The following is a 17,978-nucleotide window of genomic DNA, read 5'->3' on the forward strand; positions in this document are numbered from 1 at the left end:
GAGGGGGAGGTGCCGTTCAGTGGATGCGGGTCGTGCAGGCCTCAGCCCCCGATCACCGACTTACGGGCGTCGATGATGGTCTGGTAGAACTGCTGGTCGGCCGGAGCGAAGTCGACATAGCCGCCGCCGGTGAAGCTGTCGAAGCAGTCGAAATCGGCTGCCGGCAGGCCCACGAAGTAAGCCTTCACCTTTTCCTTCATTTCGTCGGAAAGGTTGTTCGACACCATCAGCGGGCCGTTCGGGATGATCGGCGACTGCCAGACTTCCACCAGGTCGTCCATGTCGAGCAGGCCCTTGTCGACCATGATGCGCAGGTTGCCGGTGGTGTAGCCTTCGCTCCATTCGCCCTGGCCCGAGCCGAAAGTGGTGCCAACATCCCAGGTGCCGTCGAGCACGCCGAGAACCAGGTTTTCATGGCCGCCGCCAAAGCCGGTTTCGCTGTAGAAATCGGCAATCGGCATACCCAGGTCGGTCGGCAGCGAGACGTTGGGAACCAGGAAGCCCGAGGTCGAATCCGGGTCGGCGAAGCCGAGCTTCTTGCCCTTGGTCGAGGCCAGGTCAGTGATGCCGCTATCGGCACGGGCGACCATGATCGACACATAGCCGGTGGAGCCATCCTGCTGCTTGGTGGTCAGGATCGGGTCCACCGCTTCGGGGTCGGAAAGATAGATCGAGGCATAGGACGAGGCGCCCATGATGGCGATGTCGATGGTGCCGCCGAGCAGGCCCTGGATGACGCCGTTGTAGTCCGGCGAGGGGAAGAACTGCACTTCGGCAACGCCGGTGGCGGCCTTGAGGCTGTCGACGACGCATTCGGAACGGCGGAGCTGGTCGCTCTCGTTCTCGCCGCCATCGAGGCCGATGCGCAGGACATTGACGTCCTGGGCGAAGGCTGCGGTGGACATGGTCAGGGCCACGGAGGCCAGCAGGATCGTGCGGATCGCGGTCATGGATATCTTCCTTTGGTGACGCGGTTTGTCGGCAGGCCCGGAACGGGCCGCGGAACTTCGGGTAATCAGGGCGCCTGCTGCGCGTTGGTCGGCGTGCGTGGCAGGCGAAGGGGCGCGACAGGCGCGATGGACGTGGAGGTCATCGCCTCCGAAAAGGCTTCCTTGAGCCCGTCGGCGCCGTAGATGGTGCGGGCGACATCGGTGGTCAGCGCGTCCGGCGCGCCGTCGAACACCACCTTGCCCGCGGCCATGCCGATGATGCGCTCGCAATAGGCGCGCGCCGTATCGAGCGTGTGCAGATTGGTGATGACGGTGATGCCCTCGGCATTGATGTCGCGCAGGCTGTCCATGACGATCTGCGCGTTGCGCGGATCGAGGCTGGCGATGGGCTCGTCCGCCAGGATCATTTTCGGCCCCTGCATCAGCGCCCGGGCAATGGCCACGCGCTGCTGTTGGCCGCCCGACAGGGTCTGCGCCCATTGCAGCGCCGTCGCGGCGATATCGAGCCGCTCCAGGGCCTTGAGCGCTTCAAGCTGCTCGGAAGGCGAAAACACCTGCAGCAGGTTCAGCACCGGATTGCGGCCATTGAGCCGCCCCAGCATGACATTGGTGATCACGTCGAGCCGCGGCACCAGGTTGAACTGCTGGAAGATCATGGCGCAGTCGCGCTGCCAGTTCCGCAGCGCCTGCCCGCGCAGCGTCGATACCGGCACATCGCCATAGCTGATCGTGCCCGAGGACACATCGGCCAGCCGGTTGATCATGCGCAGCAGGGTCGACTTGCCGGCGCCCGAGCGGCCAATCACGCCGACCATCTGCCCCTGGGGGATTTCGAGACTCACGCCGCTGACGGCGAGTTTGTCGCCGAACCGCCGCGATACATTGGAAATCTTCAGCATCAGGGTCGCCCCGCCGTTGAACTGCGGCAGACCTAGGGCGGGGACGTGAAGCTGGGATAACGGTTGAATGACGGTTGAATGACCATGCACAGGGCAGATGTGGCGGGGTGTCGCGGCCACGCCCTCGTGCACCTCACCATGAGGCGTGGCACAGTCTCAGCCCACCCACCGGCGCCTCCCGCGGACTTGATCCGCGGGTCACTCTCCACACGGCAAAAGCGGGGAAAGACCCCCGGATCAAGTCCGGGGGAGGCGATTGTGTGTGGGAGAATCCAGGGCTGCCCAAAGCCACCTACCCCGCATACTTCTCCAGAAACCCCTCCACCCCGAGCTTGCGAAAATCCGGCAGCGCCGCATGCAGCTTCTCGTGGCTCCAGTCCCACCACTTCATCGCATCCAGCCGCCCCGCCACATCGTCGCTGAACCGCTGCCTGATCACCCGCGCGGGCACCCCTACGGCAATGGCGAAATCCGCCACATCCTTGGTCACCACAGCGTTCGACCCGATGATCGCCCCATTGCCGATGCGCACGCCCGGCATCACCACCGCGCCATGCCCGATCCAGGTATCGTGGCCGATGGAAATCCCCTGCCCGGCCCGCCAGTCGAAGAAGTCCTGGTCGTCCGCTTCGCCCTCGAAATACCAGCTGGAGCGATAGGTGAAATGGTGCAGCGAGGCCCGCTCCATCGGGTGCATCGAGGCATAGATGCGCACATGGCTCGCGATATTGGCGAACTTGCCGATCTCGGCATAGGCGACCTGCGTATTCTCGACGCAGTAGGAATAGTCGCCGAGCGTCGAACGCGACACATGGCTGCCCGCTCCCACCTCGGTATAGCGCCCCAGCGTGGAGTTGCTTACCTGCGCCGTCGGATGGATAGAGGGCGCTTCGCTGAGCCGGGTCATGCCGCCACCTTGGGCGCAAATTCCGTCACATCGACAATGCGGTCGGCCACCTGCACCCGCACATCCTCATCATGGAAAATCCCCAGCAGGGCCACGCCATCGGCCTTCTTCTCCGCGATCATCGCCACCACCACCGACCGGTTGGTCGCATCGAGCGACGCCGTCGGCTCGTCCAGCAGCAGCACGGGATGGTCGGTGATAAAGCCGCGCGCGATATTCACCCGCTGCTGCTCGCCGCCCGAAAAAGTCGCCGGCGGCAGGCTCCACAGCCGCTCCGGCAGGTTGAGCCGCGCCAGCAGCTCTTTTGCCCGCGCCTGCGCCTCGGCCTTGTCGACACCGCGGATCACCAGCGGCTCGGCCACCACGTCGAGCGCCGATACGCGTGGCACGGTGCGCAGGAACTGGCTGACATAGCCGATAGAGTCCCGCCGCAGCGTCAGCACTGTGCGCGGATCGGCCGTCGCCAGGTCCACCGCCTCGCCGTGATGCTGGATGACGATCGCCCCGGCATCGACGCCGTAATTGCCATAGACCATCTTGAGGATCGAAGACTTGCCCGCCCCCGACGGCCCGCCCAGCACCACGCATTCGCCCGGCTGGACCTCGAAATTCACATTCTCCACCACCGGCAGGATCACCCCATCGCGCAGATGCATGGTGAAGGTCTTGGCGAGGTTGCGGACACTAAGGGCGGTCATTGGATGGCTCCTGCAAAATACCCCTCGTCCGCCCTTCGGGCAGCTTCTCCCGCAAGGGGAGAAGGGGGGCTTGGTGGAAAGGCGAACTCGGTGCCACCCCTCGCCCCTTGCGGGAGAGGGTGATTTTTGCGGCGTTCAGCCGGAAAAATCGGGTGAGGGGTCTGCGATGTTTCAGTCAGCACGATCACACCTGCAAAATCGAAGACACCAGCAACTGCGTATAAGGCTCGCGCGGATCGTCCAGCACGCGGTCGGTCAGTCCCGCCTCGATCACATGCCCGTCCTTCATCACCATCATGCGATGGCTCAGCAGCCGCGCCACGGCGAGGTCATGGGTCACAACAACAGCCGCCAGCCCCAATTCACCCACCAGCCCGCGCAGCAAATCCAGCAGCCGCGCCTGCACCGACACATCCAGCCCGCCCGTCGGCTCGTCCATGAACACCAGCCGCGGCCCCGTCACCAGGTTGCGCGCAATCTGCAGCCGCTGCCGCATGCCGCCCGAAAAGGCCCGTGGCTGGTCGTCGATGCGATCCGCGGCAATCTCCACCCGCCCCAGCCAATCGAGCGCTGTCTCGCGGATATGCCCATAATGCCGGTCACCCACCGCCATCAGCCGCTCGCCGACATTGGCCCCGGCCGATACCGTCATGCGCAGCCCGTCGGCCGGGTTCTGGTGCACGAAGCCCCAGTCCGTCCGCACCAGGAACCGCCGCTCGGCCTCGCTCAATTCGTAGATATTGCGCCATTCCCCGTCGCGCATGCGATAGAGCGTGCGCCCCGCACTCGGCTCCAGCGTCGCCGACAGGGAATTGAGCAAAGTCGTCTTGCCCGACCCGGACTCCCCCACAATGGCCAGCACTTCGCCCGGCCACAGCTCGAAACTCACATCGGCACAGCCAAGGCGGCTGCCGTAATATTTGGTCAGGTTCTCGACGCGGAGAAGGGGCTGGTCAGTCATGGCGTATCTCGATGTTGCGCTCCCCTCCCCCTTGAGGGGAGGGGCTGGGGGTGGGGGTCCATCTGCGATCCATTGCGCCACCCCCACCCTCGATCCCTCCCCTCAAGGGGGAGGGAAGGACGACTGGACCGCCGGCACTCATTCCGCCCCCTCCACACCCTGCGCCCCGACATGCCCTGCCGCGCGCCGTTCCTCGCAATTGTCGGTGTCCGAGCAGACATACATATGCCCGCCGCGATCATCCAAAATCACCTCGTCGAGATAGACCTGTTCCGCGCCACACAGCGCACACGGCTCCTCGAAATGCTGGATAGCAAAGGGATGATCCTCGAAATCGAGGCTCACCACTTCGGTATGCGGCGGCACCGCATAAATCCGGTGCTCGCGCCCGGCCCCGAACAGTTGCAGCGCTTCGCTCATATGCATCTTGGGATTGTCGAATTTCGGCGTCGGCGACGGGTCCATCACGTAACGCCCCTCGACCTTGACCGGATAGGCATAGGTGGTAGCGATCCGCCCATGCCGGGCGATATCCTCGTAGAGCTTGACATGCATCAGCCCGTATTCTTCCAGCGCGTGCATTTTCCGCGTCTCGGTCTCGCGCGGTTCGAGGAAGCGCAGGGGCTCGGGGATCGGCACCTGATAGACCAGGATTTGCCCCTGCCCCAGCGCGCGCTCGGGAATACGATGCCGCGTCTGGATGATGGTGGCCTCACCCGTATGCGTCGTCGTCGCCACCTGCGCCACCTTGGCGAAGAAAGCCCTGATGGACACCGCATTGGTCGTATCGTCCGCCCCCTGGTCGATGACCTTGAGCACGTCATCCGGCCCGATAATGGACGCCGTCACCTGCACCCCGCCGGTGCCCCAGCCATAGGGCATGGGCATTTCGCGGCTGGAGAACGGCACCTGATAGCCCGGAATGGCGATGGCCTTGAGAATGGCCCGGCGGATCATCCGTTTGGTCTGCTCGTCGAGATAAGCGAAGTTGTATTGCGCGGTGGTGGTCATGGTGTGTGCTCCAAGGCTCGATGCCCGGCTCCCCTCCCCCTTGAGGGGAGGGGCTGGGGGTGGGGGTCCGTCAGTGGACCACTCGACGACCCCCTCCCTCGATCCCTCCCCTCAAGGGGGAGGGAAGGACGACTGATGTGCCCGCCCCTCATTCCGCCGCCTCCCGCACCGCTGCTTCATGCTCGGCCCGCATGCGCCGGATCAGGTCCAGCTCGGCCTGGAAATCCACGTAATGCGGCAGCTTGAGATGCTCGACGAACCCCGTCGCCTGCACATTGTCCGAGTGCGAGATGACGAATTCCTCGTCCTGTGCGGGCGCCACCACGTCCTCGCCGAACTCCTTGGCGCGCAAAGCCCGATCCACCAGCGACATGGCCATGGCCTTGCGCTCGGCCTGCCCGAAGACCAGCCCATAGCCCCGCGTGAATTGCGGCGGCACTTTCGCCGAACCCTTGAACTGGTTGACCATCTGGCACTCGGTCACGCGAATGCGCCCCAGGCTCACCGCAAAGCCCAGTTCCGGCACGTCGAATTCCACATCGACCTCGCCAATGCGGATTTCGCCCACGAAGGGGTGGCTGCGCCCATAGCCGCGCTGCGTCGAATAGCCGAGCGCCAGCAAAAACCCCTCATCGCCGCGCGCCAAAGCCTGCAGCCGCAAATCGCGATCCAGCGGGAAATCCAGCGGCTCGCGCGTCAGGTCGCCCACTTCGCGCTCAGGGTCGGTGTCGCCATCGGGCTCCATCAGCCCCTGCCGTCCGAGCAAGTCGGTCACCCGCGGCGCCTGCGCCGCTTCGGCCTCCCGCGTCACCGGCGCGGGCACGTCGCCGGTGACAATCGCCGGGTCGAGCAGCCGATGGGTATAGTCGAAGGTCGGCCCCAGCATCTGCCCGCCGGGCAGGTCCTTGAAGGTCGCCGAAATCCGCCGCTCGATCAGCATCGCCCCGGTATCGACCGGAAGCGAATAGCCAAACCGCGGCAGCGTCGTGCGGTAGGCCCGCACCAGGAAGATCGCCTCGATCAGGTCGCCCCGCGCTTGCACCAGCGCCAAAGCCGCCAGTTCCCGGTCATAAAGCGAGCCCTCGCCCATGGCCCGGTCCACCGCGAGCCCCAACTGCTCCATGATCTGGTCGAGCCGCAGAGCCGGCACCGCACGGTCGCCGCGCCGGCGATCCGCCAGCAAGGCATGGGCATTGGCGATGGCGGCCTCCCCGCCCTTGACGGCTACATACATCTCAATGTCCTTCCGCAATCCGGGTCGAGCGCGGCAGGCCCATCACTGCGCCGTCGCCGACCAGCAGCAGGTCCACGCCACGCGGAAACAGCGCGCGATTGGCTGCCCATTGCGCGACGAAATCCGTGGGCAGGCCGACGGGGCTAATCTTGAGCTGGTCCTTGATCCCCGGCCCGCGAATGACCAGCTCGTCGCCACCCGCAAAAGCACTCACGCCGAGCACGATGGTCGTCGACCGATCGGGATATTCCTGCGTGCCCAGATTGAACTTATCCAGCGCCGGCAGCTCGTCCGTAGCCTCGGCAAAAGCGAACACCGCATGCCCGGTTACGCTGACAATGGGGGCGCCGGTGTGAAACGCCACGAAGCCTTCCACGCCGGGCGTCTGGCGCAATTTCTCGCTCAACCAGATTGGCGCGTCCTGGTCGCTCAACGTTAACAATGTGCTAACCAACTCGGCCGTGAGGGGACCGTGTGCGGACGCCAAATCAGCGAATTTCCGGATGGTTCCGGGGTTGGCCAGCGCATCCATAATGGCGCGGAAACTGCTCTGTGCCTGCAGCACCGGCTCGGAAAAACCGCCATCGAGACCGATATCCATCTCAGATATCCCCGCGAACCATGGTGAAGAAGTCGACCCGCGTCGCCGCCGCCTCGTCGCGCCTCTTGCCGTCGGCTTCCGCCGCAAGCGCCCGCAGCGGCTCGATAATTTCGGCTTCCACCGCCCCAGCATCGCGCTGCCATAGCGCGTCAATAACCGCGATCACCTCGGCCTTTGCGAGGTCCCGGCCCAGGCAATACCCGTGCCCCACTTCCCCGCTTACAATACGCACGCTGGCGCGGCTCACGCTGGCTTCGCCCAGGTTGAACGGCGCCCCGCCGCCGCCGGCGCGGCCGCGCACCATGACCAGCCCGACTTCGGGCCCGCGCACGAACTTATGCACGGGCTTGGCGGGCCAGCTTTCCCACAACTCGGCCAAGGCCCGCGCCGGGGCGGCGGCCAGCACATCCAGCGCCGCCTTGCGCGCGCTATTATCGATGGAGGGTTGCGTCTGCATGCTTGCCTCGATTTGTCTAATACACTAGACAACTAATGTCCTTATTCCGGTCCTACGCTTCTCGTGTGAAAATGCAATGACAGTTTCCAAAGACGTTTCCGGCGGGGTGGCTTTGTGGCGGCGCATTGCCGATGCCATTCGCCTCGACATTGTCGGCGGCAAGCTCGCCAGCGGCGACCGCCTGCCCACCGAAGCCTTTCTGGCCGAACGATTTTCCGCCAATCGGCACACGGTGCGCCGCGCCCTCGCCGTGCTCGCCGAAGAAGGTGTGGTGGGCGCCGAACAGGGGCGCGGCACCTTCGTCCGCAGCGCCCGCCGCCTCTCCTATCCCATCGGCCGGCGCACCCGGTTTCGCGAGGGGCTCAAGGGCCAGGCCGCGAGCCTCGTCTCGCAAGGCCTCAGCCACCGCATCGAGAATGCCACCGCCGCCGTGGCCGCTGCTCTGGGCCTCAAGCCCGGCGCCAAGGTGGTGCGCACCGAAAGCCTGTCCATCGCCGACGGACGGCCGATTTCGCGCTCCACCACCTGGCTGCCCTATCGCCTGTTTCCCGATTTCGCCGAGCGCATCGCCCGCCTGCAATCGACGACCGCCGTCTTCGCCAGCTACGGCATTGCGGACTATGCCCGCGCCTCGACCCGCATCTCGGCCCGCCACGCCGACGTCGAGGAAACCAAGCTGCTGGGCCTGGCACCGGGCGCCATCCTGCTGGTGTCAGAGGCCGTCGATGTGGATTCGGAAGCAATTCCAATATCCTACGCGCTAAGCCGCTTTCCGGCCGAGCGGATGGAATTGGTGGTTTAGTGCCACGCCCTCGTGGTTCGAGGCGCCAGGAGGCGCACCTCACCATGAGCGCTACTCTTGGTTCGGTGTTCCAATAACCCTCATGGTGAGGTGCGAACCCTTCGCGAGCCTCGAACCACGAGGGCGTGGCACCTAAGCCTCCACCCCCGCCGCATCCATCAGCAGCCGCGTAAACGCCACCCCCGCCACCTCAAGCGCCCCGGAATTGTCGATCCGCACCGTGCTCGCCGGCAGGCCATCGCCCGCATTGCGATCCAGCCGCTGCCTTATGGATTCCGCCGTCTCCCGCCCACGGCCGGCCAGCCGTTCCGCAAGCACTGCCCGGTCCGCCGTCACCGCCACCACCAGCGCATCAGGATAACGCGCCACCAATGCGGGAATCATCCCGCGCGACAGATTGGCCACCACCACCCTGCCCGCTTCGAGATCGACTTCCAGCGCCACCGGCAAACCATAGCGCAAACCATGCGCGCCCCAGCTCAGCGCAAATTCACCCGCTGCCTCGGCCTTGGCAAAGGCCGCTTCATCCATGCTGTCATGGTCCTCACTGCCGCCATCGGCCTCGCGCGTCACCACACGGCGCACAAAACTCACGCGCCCACCCGCCTCCAACCGTTCGCGGGCAAAGCCGATCAGGCTGTCCTTGCCCACCCCGCTGGGGCCGACAACGGCGACGAAGGTTCCGCTCATATCACCCGCCGGCCCTGCCGCCACACGGTCAGCACCACAGGAATACCGTCCTCGACGCGCAGATGCACGAAGTCGGCCCGCTTGCCCACGGCGATCTCGCCGCGATCATGGAATCCGGCGGCTTCGGCCGGCCGTTTGGTCACCAGCTGGATCGCCTTGGACAAGCTGATTGCCTCCACATTGTCGGCCAGCGAGAAGGCCGATTGCAGCATGGAGAAGGGGATATAGTCCGATGACAGGATATCGAGCAGATCGGCCTCGGCCAGCGCCCGCGCCGATACATTGCCGGAATGGGAGCCACCGCGCACCACATTCGGCCCGCCCATCAGAATGGACAATCCCGCCTGGCGCGAGGCCCGTGCGGCCTCCAGGGTAGTGGGGAATTCGGCGATATGCAGGCCCAGATCCACTGCCTCTTCCACATGGGCGCGGGTGGCGTCGTCATGGCTGGCCAGCACAATGCCCTGGTCGTGACACATCTGGGAAATCTGGCGCCGATGCTTGCCGGAATGGGCCAGCGACTGGGCGTTGCGCCGGGCCGTGAAGGCATCAAGCTCGGCATCGCTCATCTTGGTCTTGCCCTGATAATAGACCTTGTAGGCGTCGAGGCTGGCGAACTGGCGCTGGCCCGGCGCATGATCCATCAGCGAGGCCAGCCGCACCAGCTTATCGTCCTTGATGGCGAGGAAACTATCGAGGCAATCGGGCGCCGAGACCTCGCAGCGCAGGTGGATATAGTGCTCGGCGCGCAGCCGCCCCGCATCCATGCCGGCGCGGATCGCCCCGGCCATGACGCGCATCTCGGCAGCGCTGACATCGGTGTCCTCGTCGAGCCCGATGCGGATGGCGTCCAGCACCGTGGTAATCCCCGATGCCGCGATCTGCGCGTCATGGGCCTGCACCGCCGCCACCGGGTTCCAGCGCACCTTGGGGCGCGGCGCATAATGGGTTTCGAGGTGGTCGGTATGCAGCTCCACCAGCCCCGGAATCAGATAGTCCCCGTCGAGATCGACACCGCTGCGGCTCGGCGCGCCGATATCGGTGATGATACCGCCATCAACCCGCACCGACCCTTCCAGAACCTCGTTGGCCAGCACGATTCTTGCATTGGTAAGAACGAGCTCTCCGAGGGCGACGGTGTTCATTTCATGCCGATCTTGCATAGGTGGGACTGCTGCTCCGCTAGCCCAGTTCTATGACGATTCAACGACGGTTGCAGCCCTACCCCGCCAGATAGCCGAATTGCGCCTTGTGCAGCACCGCATAGGCGCCGTCCCTGGCCAGCAGCGCCTCATGGCTTCCCTCCTCGACGATGCCCGTCTCGTCGATCACCACGATGCGGTCGGCATGCTGGATGGTGGCTAGGCGATGGGCGATGACCAGCGTCGTCCGCCCCTCGGACAGTTCGGCCAGCGAGCGCTGGATAGCGACCTCGGTCGCGGTATCGAGTGCAGAGGTGGCTTCGTCGAGGATCAGGATCGGCGGGTTCTTGAGGAAGATGCGAGCAATGGCCACGCGTTGCTTCTGCCCGCCCGAGAGCTTCACCCCGCGTTCCCCCACCATGGTATCGAGCCCGTCGGGCAGCCGCTTGATGACGGTGTCGAACCGCGCCCGCCTGGCGGCATCCCAGATGGCCTCGTCGTTGGCGCCGAGCTGACCATAGGCGATGTTCTCGCGGATGGTGCCGCCGAACAGGAACACATCCTGCTGCACGATGCCGATCTGGCTGCGGAGCGACGTCTGTGTCATGTCGCGGATATCCATGCCGTCGATGCTGATCGAGCCGCTGTCGAGTTCATAAAAGCGCGGCAGCAGCGAGCAGAGCGTCGTCTTGCCCGCCCCCGAGGGCCCGACAATGGCCAGCGTCTCGCCGGCCCTGACCACCAGGTTCAGCCCGTCAAGCACCTTGCGCCCCTGCTCATAGGAAAAGGCGGCATCCTGGAACACGATATCGCCCTTGAGCCCGCTCACCACGGCGGCGCCCTTGCGGTCGGCAATGTCGGGTTCGGTGTCGATCAGCCTGGTAAAACGGCGGAAACCGGCAATGCCCTTGGGGTAGCTCTCCAGCACGCCGGTAATCTTGTCGATGGGCCGCAGGAACACTTCCACCAGCAGCAGGAAGCTGACGAAGCCGCCATAGCTCATTTCGCCTTGCACCACGAGCCAGGAGCCAGCCAGCATGACCATCAATTGCACCAGCCGCGTGCTGAGATAGGTGATGGTGATGCTCGCCGTCATGATGGCATAGGCGCGCAGCTTGGTGGAGCGATAGGCATTGTTGTTGCCGGCGAACAAAGCCGCCTCGTGGCCCTCATTGGCGAAGGCCTTGACCACGCGGATGCCACCAATGGAATCCTCGATGCGGGTGTTGAACTCGCCGACTCGGCCGAACAGCTCCTGCCAGTTCAGCGTCATGCGCGAGCCATATTTGCTCACCAGCCAGGTGACGATGGGTACGATGACCACGGTGATGGACGCCAGCTTCCAGTTGGTCACGAACATCAGGATGAAGGCGCCGATAAAGGTCATCACCGCGAGGAAAATGTCTTCCGGCCCGTGATGAGCCACCTCGCCCACATCCTCCAGATCCTTGGTGACATGGGTGATGAGGTGCCCGGTCTTGTTGTTGTCGAAGAAGCGGAAGCTCAGCTTCTGCAGATGGTCGAATACCTGGCGCCGCATGTCGGTCTCGATGGAGACGCCCAGCACATGGCCGAAATAGTTGACCACGGCATGCAGCACGGCATTGACCGCATAAATGGCCAGCAGCACACCGCCGGCGATCAGGATGAAGCCGAATTCGGAGCGGGGCAGCAGCGAGTCGATGAAATAGGCGACGGCCAGCGGAAAGACGAGCTCCAGCAGCCCTGCAATGACCGCACAGCCGAAATCGAGCACGAACAGGCCCTTGTAGGGGGCATAATAGGAAAAGAAACGCTTGATCATGAAATGGGCACTAACAGGAATTGGGTCGGCCGTCAGCCGTGGCCGGCCGGCATGATGGAACGCAGGTCGAAGAGACTCTCCTGCTCATCGCCGGCGGCATTTATCCCCATGGCCTGCTCCAACGCTACAATGTCGCGCAGGGCGTGGGGCTGCCAGCCACAACGGCAGCCTTCGGGATCGAGGTGGGAATCGGCAACTTCGCGATAAATCGAGCCGAGGGCGGCGGCCATGGCTTCCAGCGCCTCCAGCGGCGACATGCGGGTCGAGGCCAGCGTACCGGCATAGGAGGCCATCAGCGCGGCGCGGAGTGCGGCAAAGGCCGCATCGTGACGGATCGAAGACATGCTGGCTTCCCCAGGGGCGATGCTGGCCAATCGCACATTAAGTGGAGTAATTCAATCATATTATAGTCAGTAGGTGGTGCGACCACCTGACAGGTCGAACACGCTGGCGGTGGTAAAACTGTTGTCGCGGCTCACCAGCCAGGCCACCATGGCCGCGGCCTCGTCGACTTCAAGGAACCGCCCGCGCGGAATCCGCACCAGCATATAGTCGATGAATTCGGGGGTCAGCGTATCGAGGATGCGTGTCTTGGCGGTGGCGGGCGTTATGGCATTGACCGCGATGTCATATTTGGCCAGTTCCTTGCCCAGCGACTTGGTCAGCCCGATGACTCCGGCCTTGGCCGCCGAATACGCGGACAGGTTCGGGTTGCCCTCCTTGCCCGCCACCGACGAGATATTGACGATGCGCCCGTAATTGGCCGCCTTCATCGAGGGGATCACCACCTTGTTGACGTAGAAGGTGCCGTTGAGATTGATCTCGACCACCCGCCGCCACTCGTCCGGGTCATAGTCTTCCAGCGTTGCATTCTGCCCGGCCACGCCGGCCGAATTGACCAGGATCGAGACCGGCCCACGCTCGGCTTCCACCTCGGCGTGAACCCGCCGCAGGCCATCGAGGTCGGTGATGTCAACCAGCTTGCGCGATGCAGCCGCACCCAGATTGTCCAGCGCCAATGCCAGCGCCTCGGCATTGCTGTCCCACAGGCTCACCTGCGCGCCCGAGGCGATCAGCCGCCGGGCAATGGCAAAGCCGATGCCCTGCGCTCCACCGGTGATCACCGCAATCTGGTTCCTGAGATCGATATCGTTCATCACCTGGCACTCTTTCGGGCTTACATCACCGACCATAGCGGCGGCGCCCGCGGCTTGTCCATTTGGCCGCCGCTACGCTCCGGATTTCGGCGGCGACTGATCGTGCAGCTTGCGGATATGGCGGGCCATGAGCCAGACGGCGCCGACGACGAACGGGGCCGACAGGGACAGCGCCATGGCCTTGTCCCAATGCAGTTCGCCCAAGGGGCCCGCCATCACATAGCTGAGAATGCCGAGCATGTAGTAGCTGATGGCGATCACCGACAGGCCTTCGACCGTGCGCTGCAGCAGAAACTGGCTGCGGGCGGTTCTGGCGATGTTGTCGAGCAGCGCCGCATTCTGCAGCTGGGTGTCGACGCCGATGCGCACATTGAGCAGCTCGATGGCTCGTTCGATCTTGGTCGACGACTTTGCCAGGCGCTTCTCCACCGCGGCGCAGGTGGCCAGCCCCGGATCGACGCGATTGCCGAGAAAGTGGGTGAGGGTCGATCCGCGCGTCGTCGATCTTTCGCGCAGGCCGGCGAGCCGGACACCCAGAATGTCGCCATAGGCCCGGCCCGCCGCGAAGCGATAGTCGAGGCGCTCCGAAAGCTGCCCATTGCGCACCGACAGGGCTTGCAGGGCGTTGAGGCTCGCCTGCCGACTTTCCGGGGTGGCGGCGTCGGACAAAGCGGCCATCAGCCCGGTCAGCTCAAGCTCGATCGCCCGCAGGTCAGGCGCCGCGCTGCGGGCGAGCGGCAGGCCCAGCAACGCCATGGTGCGGTAGGTGTCGATTTCCAGCAGCCGCCGGGCAATGATCGAGCGGCGCAGCGGTGTGAGTCCGCCCGCCGCCAGCTCGAATCGCGTGAAACTGTCGGCATCGGGCACAAAGTCGGTCGCAACCTGGCCCCGCCCGTTTTCGATGTCGGCGAGGCACAGGCTGGGAAGCCTGAAACCGGGAAGAAGCCGGTCCGGCACCGTCTCGTCGGCAATGACGTCGATCCGCGTCGCGCCGATGAGCAGCCCTTCGCCGATCGTGTCGAGGCCAAGCTCGGCCGGAAAACTCTCCACATCGTCAAGCGGCCCGCGCCAGGTCACCGTTACGAATTCGGTGTGGAACTCCCAGGTTACCTGTCGTTGCGCCGAAGCGAAGCTGTATTGCCGGCTAGCAGGCGTCGGCATCGCGTGGCCGTGTTCCTGGCAGAACCGCATGAAGCGCTCGAAGGCTTCGGACATGGCGCCCGGTCGGGCGGGCATGACAAAAACCAGCCGGCGCAGCCGGCAGCTTGCTTCGATAACCTCTACGGGGCGCGCATGGACTTCGTCCATCAGCGCCTGTCGATCCGGGTGTTCGGCAATCATGTTCAACCGTCGTCAAATCCCTGCTGCGACATCAGGCTCATGCAACGCCATGCTCGGCAATTCGACCTTTGGCATTGGCGTAAAGTAGCGGCCCCTGCACTATGTCAGTCCGACAGGATGGGCTTGCTGGGCAGGTTGACCGGCGGCATGTCGGAAAAAGTCAGGTTGTTCATGGCGGTCGTATCGTCGAAGCGCCCGCCTTCGCCACTCGAAGAGCCGATATCGGAACCCTGCGAGAAGTCGTCGGTATCGCTCCCCTCGCGCGGCGCATCCTGGCGCTCCCCGCCCGCCGACTCGGTGGCGGCGAACTGCCCCATGATGTTGCTGCCGCCATTGATCTCGCTCTGGGCCTCCGCAACCTGGACGGAAAGATCGACCTCATAGGGCACTTCGAAGGCGCGCGGCGGCGATATGATCACCTGGTTTTCGTCTATTTCCTCGACCCAGAGATAGATGTGACCGGGCGTGCCGCGCAGCATATCCGGTTCGACGATCCGCGTGGCCACCAGGCTGAACCGCTCCGGCAGGCTGGTTGGCGCGGCCCAGCCGAGGAGGCCGGAGATCGAGAAATAGCTGCCGATACAGGCCGCCACGGTGAGTAATATGGCCGCCAGCTTCACCCACCACCGCCAAAGCGAAACGAAGTTCAGGCTCAGCAGGAGCACCCCGAGAACCGCATAGCACAGCACCGTCAAGCCGATGGAGGCCTCGATCATTTGCGCACCGCCTGGATCAGCGAGAGCTGCCGCGTATTGACGTCAGTGACATTGCCGGCGGCATCGAGCGTGAAGCGCACGGCGGTCTGCTCGTCGCCTTTTTTCTTCAGCACGACGGTATCGTAGTAGACCACGCTGAGCGTGGGATTGATCTTCTCCACCTTGACGGTCACCGGAACCGGCGCCTCGCTCGGATTGAGGTAGTGGTAGAGATTGACCACATACTCACCCGGCACGATGCCGCGAACCGTGACCGTCTCCTGGTTGAGCGGAAACTGGATCGTCTGCCCGTTGACGGTGACCTCGTCGAGATAATTGCCGCGGTCGTCGCGGTCGAGCGTGACGAGGCCCTTCTGCATGGCGTGGTACCAGACCACGTTGCCGCTGGGCTCCTGGACGTAGGTATCGATGTCGTCCTCGTTATTATCCGGCCAGGTGACCGTGATGATCATCTCCGCCTTGGTGTCGATGACCCCGGTTTTCGCTTCCGGCCGGATCAGCGCGAAGGCAATGAACAGCATGACCGCAAAGCCAAGCAGGGCGTTGAACAGGATGTCGGTGAACGGCACGAAGGTACCGTCGTCACTCGCTCCGGAGAACAGACTAGGCTCTTGCATCCGGCCCGGACTCCAGCGCCGAAACGACGTAAATTTCGGTGGTTTCGACGATGGTGTCGAAGAGATCGGCGATGGCCGCGTCGAGCATGTAATATTCCAGCTTGAGCAGCAGCGCCCCGGCAATGCCGGCAACGGTCACGTTCAGCGCGATGGCCATGCCGCTGGTCATGCCGCCCAGGGCGCCCCGCAGGGTATCGGCTTCGAACGAGGTCAGCGCCGAGATCGGGATGAGCATGAGAATGAAGCCGATGGCCGTTCCCAGCAGCGCCAGCCGCAACAAGGCTTCGGAGACGAACAGGCCCAGCCTTTCCCTGCCGCGCAGGCGGTCGGCCAGCAGGCGCAGCAACAGGTTCTGGTCCACCGGCCCTCCGGCCTGCAACTGAGCCTTGCGCACCAGCCCCTCGATATGCCTGGCGAGCACCCCCGGCGGGAGAATGGTTCCAGCCGTCGTCATCACGCCTTGCGGGCCGAGGGCGAGGCGGGTGCCGTGCTCGGCATCGAGGATGGTTCGGGCCTGCCTGGCGGCGACAAGCTCGCGCGACACGACAACGGTCTGATAGAAGCAATGCAGCGTCGTACCGACCAGGATGGCGAAGATGATCAGCGACACTCTGGTATGGTCGGTCTCGATCACCAAGTCGAGCAGGCCCATTCGCCACAATATGACCAGGCCGGTCACCGCGATGACATTGACCAATACTAGGCGCAATAGCGGGCCATAGTCGGCCCGCGCCTCCGGCGGCCCGATAAGAACGCCCCCGTCACTTGTCATATTTCCTCCGCACAGTTGACCCAACCGGGCTCGTCCAAAAGCCCGCGCGCCACCTGCCTGCACATTGCAGCGGAGCCGTCAGACTTTCGCACTAGAGCGTGATCTGACAGTGGATTTCCTGATGAGATACATTATCTTAGCCATCAGGAGGCCGCCCTGCAGGACATCACCCTTAAGCAACTCGAGATTTTCAACGCTGTTGTCATCGCCGGCTCGATCACCAAGGCATCCCGGCGTATCGATTTGTCACAACCCTCTATTTCCCAGCAGCTGGCAAAGCTGGAAGAACGCCTGGGCTGCCAGCTCATTGTCCGCAATCGTACCGGCGCCGTGGTGCTGACCCCGGCGGGCGACTACTGGTTCGCCGCCAGCACGGAAATGCTCGGCCGACTCAAGACGGTGTTTTCCGAGCACGATCAGCGCTTTGTCCGCAACAACCTGACAGTCCGCATGGGTTTGACTCCCACCATGCGCGGGCGGTTCGTTTCCGAGGCGGCCAGGATTGCCTCGAACCAGGAAGGCTTCGTGAAGTTCGAGGTCAAATACGCCGTCACCTCCTCCGAGCTCGTGGAAATGCTGCGCCTGCACCAGCTCAATTGCGCCATCGTGTCGGACGAGGCGGTCGTGCATGACCGTAATGCCTTCGCCATCACGCCGCTATTCGAGGACCACATTGCCTGGGTCGTGCCCGCCAGCGTGCAGCCGTCGGAAATCCGGGCGGCGCTGAGCACCGACAAATCCGTGCAACTGGCTGCGCCATTGCAGCATTTTGTCGATATGGACCCGCAGCTCAGCCTGCGCGACCGGTCGCTGGAATGGTACCGGCATAGCCTGCCGAATGCGGCGGCGACCTATTCCGCTAGCACCTACCCCCTGGCGGTCGATATCGTCGCCGCTGGCCTGGCGACGGCGCATTGCCCGATATCGCTGCTGCCGAATCTGCCGCATTCGGTACGGCAGAAAATCCACCTGCTGCGGATCAAGGACATGAGCCGGCAGGTGGTGTTGGCGATGCCCAAGCATCTGTTGTCACTGCGCTCCTATGCGCAGACCTACAATGGAATTGCCGAATTCTGCCGCAACGAATATGCCGCGGAAATGACCCCGAGCGACCAGGAATTCATGCAGGTCGCATAGCACCAAGCGGGTCCTCTTCGATTCTTCCAATACTCTAGATAGGCAAAATTCGACGCGCGAGAGTGTCAACCTACTCATCCCA

General features: G+C 64.0%; 20 protein-coding genes. 2 read left to right on the plus strand and 18 right to left on the minus strand.

Annotated features, from left to right (window positions below):
- Positions 1–41: 41 nt before the first annotated feature.
- The 9 genes from phnD to phnG all read right to left on the minus strand — a co-directional run bounded on the left by phnD (position 42) and on the right by phnG (position 7,718).
- Complete coding sequence (gene phnD / locus ASD80_RS00900) at positions 42–950, minus strand: phosphonate ABC transporter substrate-binding protein (protein ID WP_056227613.1); 909 nt, start codon at positions 948–950, stop codon at positions 42–44.
- A 65-nt stretch (positions 951–1,015) separates the two neighbouring features.
- Positions 1,016–1,849 (minus strand): phosphonate ABC transporter ATP-binding protein, encoded by an 834-nt coding sequence (gene phnC / locus ASD80_RS00905; protein ID WP_056227616.1) that lies wholly within the window; start codon positions 1,847–1,849, stop codon positions 1,016–1,018.
- A 292-nt stretch (positions 1,850–2,141) separates the two neighbouring features.
- On the minus strand, positions 2,142–2,756 hold the full coding sequence (locus ASD80_RS00910) for a DapH/DapD/GlmU-related protein (RefSeq protein WP_056227619.1): 615 nt from the start codon (positions 2,754–2,756) through the stop codon (positions 2,142–2,144).
- On the minus strand, positions 2,753–3,454 hold the full coding sequence (phnL, locus tag ASD80_RS00915) for a phosphonate C-P lyase system protein PhnL (protein ID WP_056227622.1): 702 nt from the start codon (positions 3,452–3,454) through the stop codon (positions 2,753–2,755). Before phnL ends, ASD80_RS00910 begins: the two co-directional genes overlap by 4 nt.
- 184 nt (positions 3,455–3,638) lie before the next feature.
- Positions 3,639–4,415 carry a phosphonate C-P lyase system protein PhnK gene (gene phnK / locus ASD80_RS00920; protein WP_056227625.1) on the minus strand — a complete coding sequence of 259 codons (777 nt, stop codon included), beginning with the start codon at positions 4,413–4,415 and terminating at the stop codon, positions 3,639–3,641.
- Between the two features lie 138 nt (positions 4,416–4,553).
- The gene (locus tag ASD80_RS00925) at positions 4,554–5,426 is read right to left on the minus strand and encodes an alpha-D-ribose 1-methylphosphonate 5-phosphate C-P-lyase PhnJ (RefSeq protein WP_056227628.1); all 873 of its coding nucleotides are present in this window, start codon (positions 5,424–5,426) and stop codon (positions 4,554–4,556) included.
- A 148-nt stretch (positions 5,427–5,574) separates the two neighbouring features.
- Positions 5,575–6,660 (minus strand): carbon-phosphorus lyase complex subunit PhnI, encoded by a 1,086-nt coding sequence (locus tag ASD80_RS00930; protein WP_056227631.1) that lies wholly within the window; start codon positions 6,658–6,660, stop codon positions 5,575–5,577.
- A gap of 1 nt (position 6,661) precedes the next feature.
- Positions 6,662–7,261, minus strand: a complete 600-nt coding sequence (phnH, locus tag ASD80_RS00935; protein WP_056227634.1) for a phosphonate C-P lyase system protein PhnH — start codon at positions 7,259–7,261, stop codon at positions 6,662–6,664.
- Between the two features lies 1 nt (position 7,262).
- A complete protein-coding gene (gene phnG / locus ASD80_RS00940; RefSeq protein WP_056227638.1) occupies positions 7,263–7,718 on the minus strand; it encodes a phosphonate C-P lyase system protein PhnG in 456 nt (151 codons plus the stop codon).
- Between the two features lie 76 nt (positions 7,719–7,794).
- Here phnG and phnF point away from each other — a divergent pair, with 76 nt between their 5' ends.
- Positions 7,795–8,520 (plus strand): phosphonate metabolism transcriptional regulator PhnF, encoded by a 726-nt coding sequence (gene phnF, locus ASD80_RS00945; protein ID WP_056227641.1) that lies wholly within the window; start codon positions 7,795–7,797, stop codon positions 8,518–8,520.
- 132 nt (positions 8,521–8,652) lie between these two features.
- Here phnF and phnN read toward each other — a convergent pair whose 3' ends face one another.
- The 9 genes from phnN to ASD80_RS00990 form a co-directional block, all read right to left on the minus strand.
- Positions 8,653–9,210: a phosphonate metabolism protein/1,5-bisphosphokinase (PRPP-forming) PhnN gene (gene phnN / locus ASD80_RS00950; protein ID WP_056228209.1), complete on the minus strand. Its 558-nt coding sequence runs from the start codon at positions 9,208–9,210 to the stop codon at positions 8,653–8,655.
- Positions 9,207–10,355: an alpha-D-ribose 1-methylphosphonate 5-triphosphate diphosphatase gene (locus ASD80_RS00955; RefSeq protein ID WP_056227643.1), complete on the minus strand. Its 1,149-nt coding sequence runs from the start codon at positions 10,353–10,355 to the stop codon at positions 9,207–9,209. The genes phnN and ASD80_RS00955 overlap by 4 nt, the downstream gene beginning before the upstream one ends.
- 76 nt (positions 10,356–10,431) lie before the next feature.
- Positions 10,432–12,156 carry an ABC transporter ATP-binding protein gene (locus tag ASD80_RS00960; protein ID WP_056227646.1) on the minus strand — a complete coding sequence of 575 codons (1,725 nt, stop codon included), beginning with the start codon at positions 12,154–12,156 and terminating at the stop codon, positions 10,432–10,434.
- 32 nt (positions 12,157–12,188) lie between these two features.
- A complete protein-coding gene (locus tag ASD80_RS00965) occupies positions 12,189–12,500 on the minus strand; it encodes a hypothetical protein (protein WP_156460259.1) in 312 nt (103 codons plus the stop codon).
- A 66-nt stretch (positions 12,501–12,566) separates the two neighbouring features.
- A complete protein-coding gene (locus ASD80_RS00970) occupies positions 12,567–13,313 on the minus strand; it encodes an SDR family NAD(P)-dependent oxidoreductase (protein ID WP_056227651.1) in 747 nt (248 codons plus the stop codon).
- A gap of 72 nt (positions 13,314–13,385) precedes the next feature.
- Entirely contained in the window at positions 13,386–14,654 is a 1,269-nt protein-coding gene (locus ASD80_RS00975; protein WP_056227654.1) for a DUF3422 family protein, read from the minus strand.
- Positions 14,655–14,758: 104 nt separating this feature from the next.
- Positions 14,759–15,370, minus strand: a complete 612-nt coding sequence (locus ASD80_RS00980) for a hypothetical protein (protein ID WP_056227656.1) — start codon at positions 15,368–15,370, stop codon at positions 14,759–14,761.
- Complete coding sequence (locus ASD80_RS00985; protein WP_056227659.1) at positions 15,367–15,987, minus strand: hypothetical protein; 621 nt, start codon at positions 15,985–15,987, stop codon at positions 15,367–15,369. Before ASD80_RS00985 ends, ASD80_RS00980 begins: the two co-directional genes overlap by 4 nt.
- Entirely contained in the window at positions 15,974–16,759 is a 786-nt protein-coding gene (locus ASD80_RS00990) for a biopolymer transporter ExbB (protein ID WP_156460260.1), read from the minus strand. The genes ASD80_RS00985 and ASD80_RS00990 overlap by 14 nt, the downstream gene beginning before the upstream one ends.
- Before the next feature lie 165 nt (positions 16,760–16,924).
- Here ASD80_RS00990 and ASD80_RS00995 point away from each other — a divergent pair, with 165 nt between their 5' ends.
- Complete coding sequence (locus tag ASD80_RS00995; protein ID WP_274532310.1) at positions 16,925–17,896, plus strand: LysR family transcriptional regulator; 972 nt, start codon at positions 16,925–16,927, stop codon at positions 17,894–17,896.
- Positions 17,897–17,978 lie beyond the last annotated feature (82 nt).

The organism is Devosia sp. Root635 (assembly GCF_001427605.1).
Classification (GTDB): domain Bacteria; phylum Pseudomonadota; class Alphaproteobacteria; order Rhizobiales; family Devosiaceae; genus Devosia.